Source organism: Anaeromyxobacter sp. SG66 (assembly GCF_022690805.1).
In the GTDB taxonomy this organism is placed as follows: Bacteria; Myxococcota; Myxococcia; order Myxococcales; family Anaeromyxobacteraceae; genus Anaeromyxobacter; species Anaeromyxobacter soli.
Genome location: NZ_JALCZC010000207.1, coordinates 1 through 2,780 on the forward strand (window position 1 = coordinate 1; position 2,780 = coordinate 2,780).

Consider the following 2,780-nt stretch of genomic DNA (forward strand, 5'->3'; position numbering starts at 1 on the left):
CGGGCCCGCCCCCAGCCGGCGCGCCTCGCGCTCGAGGCGCGAAAGCTCCTCGAGCGGCGCCCCGTCGATCTCGCCGAGGAGCGCGCGGAGCGCCGCCTCGCGGCCGCGCACCTCGGCCGTGCGCGCCGCCACCCGCGCGGCGCTCTCCACGATCCGGCGGTAGCGACGGTAGTACCGCTCCAGGTTGGCCTGCGGCGTGAGCGCCGGGTCGAGCGCCACCTGGACCTCGCGCGGCCCCTCCTCCGTCCACTCGGTGACGGTCACCTCCCGCGCGCCCCGCTTCACCGCGCGCAGGTTCGGCTTCAGGAGGTCCGCCATCCGCCGGTCCGCCTCCGCGGCGGGGACGCGCGCCGCCTCCTCCGCGAGCTTCGCGAGGGCGCGCCCTGCGCGGGCGACCCCGGCGCGGACCGGCTCGCGCAGCCGGCGGCGGGCCTCGGCGACGATCCGGTCCTGCTCGAGGGTGGCGTAGTGCGCCTCGATCGCTGCCGAGAGCGGGAACGGCGAGGCGGGGTCGGGCGTGAAGCGCGGCCGCTCCGGGCGGGCGGGCGGGTTCGCGGGAGGCTCGTAAGGCTCGCCCGGGACGAGCTTGCGCCGCTGGGAGAGGTTTCTCCCCGCGCTCGCCTGGATGATCCCGTCGGCGCCGAGCAGGAAGAGGTTCCCGTGCCGCCCGGTCAGCTCGCCGACGAGGCGGAGCGCGCCGCGAGGCGTCTCGAAAGCGAGGGCCACCACGCGATCGCCCGGCAAGGACTCGATGCCGACGAGGCGCGCGCCCTCGATCTCGCGGCGCAGGACGGCCTGGAAGGGGAACGGCGAGGGCGGCTGCGGCGGGCGTGCGCGCACGGCGTGGAGGCGCGTGACGTCCGGCTCGGCGGAGAGGAGGAGCAGCGCAGGGCCGGAGCGGCCGTACAGCTCGAGGGTCAGCGCCCGCTCGGCGTGGACCCGCACCGCGTCGACGCGCGCTCCGGCGAGCGGGGCGAGCTCGCGGACCACCGCGTCGATCTCTCCGGCGTGAAGCGACATGCCGCGGATCCTAACGACGAAGGCCCCAAAAAAGCAGCGGCCGCCCGGAGGCGGCCGCGGCGCTGCGCGATGAAGCGCGCCGTCGCTACTTCTTGGCGGTCTTCTTCGCCGCCTTCTTCTTCGTCGTCGTCTTCTTCGCGGCGGGCTTCTTCGTCGTCTTCTTCGCAGGCATCGTGTTCCCTCCTCGGAACGTCCATCCGATGTCGCTTGTCGCTGGACATTCAAGAATGGACAAGTTGCGCGGAGGTTAGCGCGCCGAGATCACACACGTCAAGCAAGCGTCTCGCGAATTTCACCCGCGCGACGCGCGGAGGCGCGGCGCGATCGTCCGAGAGATCGTCTCGCGGTCCGTGAAGCGGCGCGTATGGGTTCACGAAAGGTGATCGGAGCGCGCCGCGCCCGCGCGCCTGCGTGCCTTGACTTCGCGACGTGCGGATCGTTACGTCCCGCAGGTGTTTTAGAGAGGGGAAGCCATGCTCCAGACGAAGCTCCTCGCGTTCACGAACCTCGGCGCCGAGTGGGTGCTGTGGCTCCTCATCGGCCTCTCGATCGCTTCGGTCGGGATCATGATCGAGCGCCTCGCCTTCTTCCTCTCCCGCCGGGCGATCGACGTGGACGCGCTGCAGGCGCGCCTCCTCGATGGGGACCTCGCGGGCGCCGCCGCCGCCGTGGCGGGACGCCGCGGGATGGAGGCGGACGTGGTGCGCGCCGCGGTGACGCACGCCGCGAAGGGGCCCGAGGCCGTCCGCGAGGTCGTGTCGGGGACGATCGAGCGGGCCCGCATCGAGTACGAGCGGCGGCTCGCCTTCCTCGGCACCCTCGGCAACAACGCCCCCTTCATCGGCCTGTTCGGCACCGTGCTCGGCATCATCCGGGCGTTCGTCGATCTCTCGCGCAACCCGGGGGCGGCCGGCGCGGGCACCGTGATGGCAGGGATCAGCGAGGCGCTCGTCGCCACCGCGGTCGGGCTGTTCGTGGCGCTCCCCGCGGTGGTCGCCTACAACCTGTTCCAGCGCGGGCTCCGCCGCACGGCGCAGCGCGCGACGGCGCTCGGGCACGCGGCGGTCGCGCACCTCGAGGCGCGCCCCGTCAGGGAGGCGTGACCGATGGCCGGATTCTCCGGCGGCGAGGACGAGGACGACCTCATCAGCGGCATCAACGTCACGCCGCTCGTCGACGTCGTGCTCGTCCTGCTCATCATCTTCATGGTGACGGCGACGTACATCGTCCGCGCGGCGATCGAGGTCGAGCTGCCGCGGGCCGCCCACGGCGGCGAGACGACCGGCACCGTCCTGACCGTCGTGCTGACGCGCGACGGCAAGGTCTTCCTGGACGGGGTCGAGCGGAACGATCAGGAGGTCGTCGCGCGGACGCGCGAGGCGGTCCGCAAGGACGCGGGCACGCGCGCCATCATCTCGGCGGACAAGGGCGCGCTGCACGGCGCGGTGGTGCGCGCGATCGACCTCGTGCGCGACGGCGGCGTCACGCGGTTCGCCATCCACGTCGAGCGGGAGCGGTGACGGATGGGGCGCCTCGAGCCCCACCTCGCCTACGCCGTCTCCGCCGCGCTCCACCTCGCGGCGCTCGGTGCGCTCTCCCGGCTGCCGCCCCTGCCCGCGCCCGGCGAGGACCTCCGAGTGGAGGTGATCGACGCCGCGCCGCCTCCCGCGCCGGAGCCGCCCGCCCCCACCCCGGAGCCGGCGCCGCCGCGCGAGCCGGAGCCGGCGCCGCCGCGCGAGCCGGAGCCCGCGCCCATCCCT

4 protein-coding genes and 1 pseudogene are annotated in these 2,780 nt (G+C 74.2%); 3 read left to right on the forward strand and 2 right to left on the reverse strand.

Annotated features, from left to right (window positions below; genetic code table 11):
• Together MNZ39_RS23800 and MNZ39_RS23805 are read right to left on the reverse strand one after the other, a co-directional pair.
• A partial coding sequence (locus MNZ39_RS23800; protein ID WP_242341562.1) for an NFACT family protein occupies window positions 1–1,020 on the reverse strand: 1,020 nt, incomplete at its 3' end.
• An 85-nt stretch (window positions 1,021–1,105) separates the two neighbouring features.
• Window positions 1,106–1,255: a hypothetical protein gene (locus tag MNZ39_RS23805; protein ID WP_242341563.1), complete on the reverse strand. Its 150-nt coding sequence runs from the start codon at window positions 1,253–1,255 to the stop codon at window positions 1,106–1,108.
• A 238-nt stretch (window positions 1,256–1,493) separates the two neighbouring features.
• Here MNZ39_RS23805 and MNZ39_RS23810 point away from each other — a divergent pair, with 238 nt between their 5' ends.
• From MNZ39_RS23810 to MNZ39_RS23820, 3 genes and pseudogenes are all read left to right on the forward strand, one after another.
• Entirely contained in the window at window positions 1,494–2,123 is a 630-nt protein-coding gene (locus tag MNZ39_RS23810; RefSeq protein ID WP_242341564.1) for a MotA/TolQ/ExbB proton channel family protein, read from the forward strand.
• A 3-nt stretch (window positions 2,124–2,126) separates the two neighbouring features.
• Window positions 2,127–2,540, forward strand: coding sequence for a biopolymer transporter ExbD (locus MNZ39_RS23815; protein WP_242341565.1), 414 nt, complete (start codon window positions 2,127–2,129; stop codon window positions 2,538–2,540).
• 3 nt (window positions 2,541–2,543) lie between these two features.
• A pseudogene (locus MNZ39_RS23820) lies at window positions 2,544–2,780 on the forward strand (hypothetical protein); the annotation flags it as partial.

What these genes read in the sequence shown, in the direction of transcription:
- MNZ39_RS23810 (WP_242341564.1), top strand. Translation starts at nt 1,494, where the DNA reads ATGCTCCAGACGAAGCTCCTCGCGTTCACGAACCTCGGCGCCGAGTGG.
- MNZ39_RS23815 (WP_242341565.1), top strand. Translation starts at nt 2,127, where the DNA reads ATGGCCGGATTCTCCGGCGGCGAGGACGAGGACGACCTCATCAGCGGC.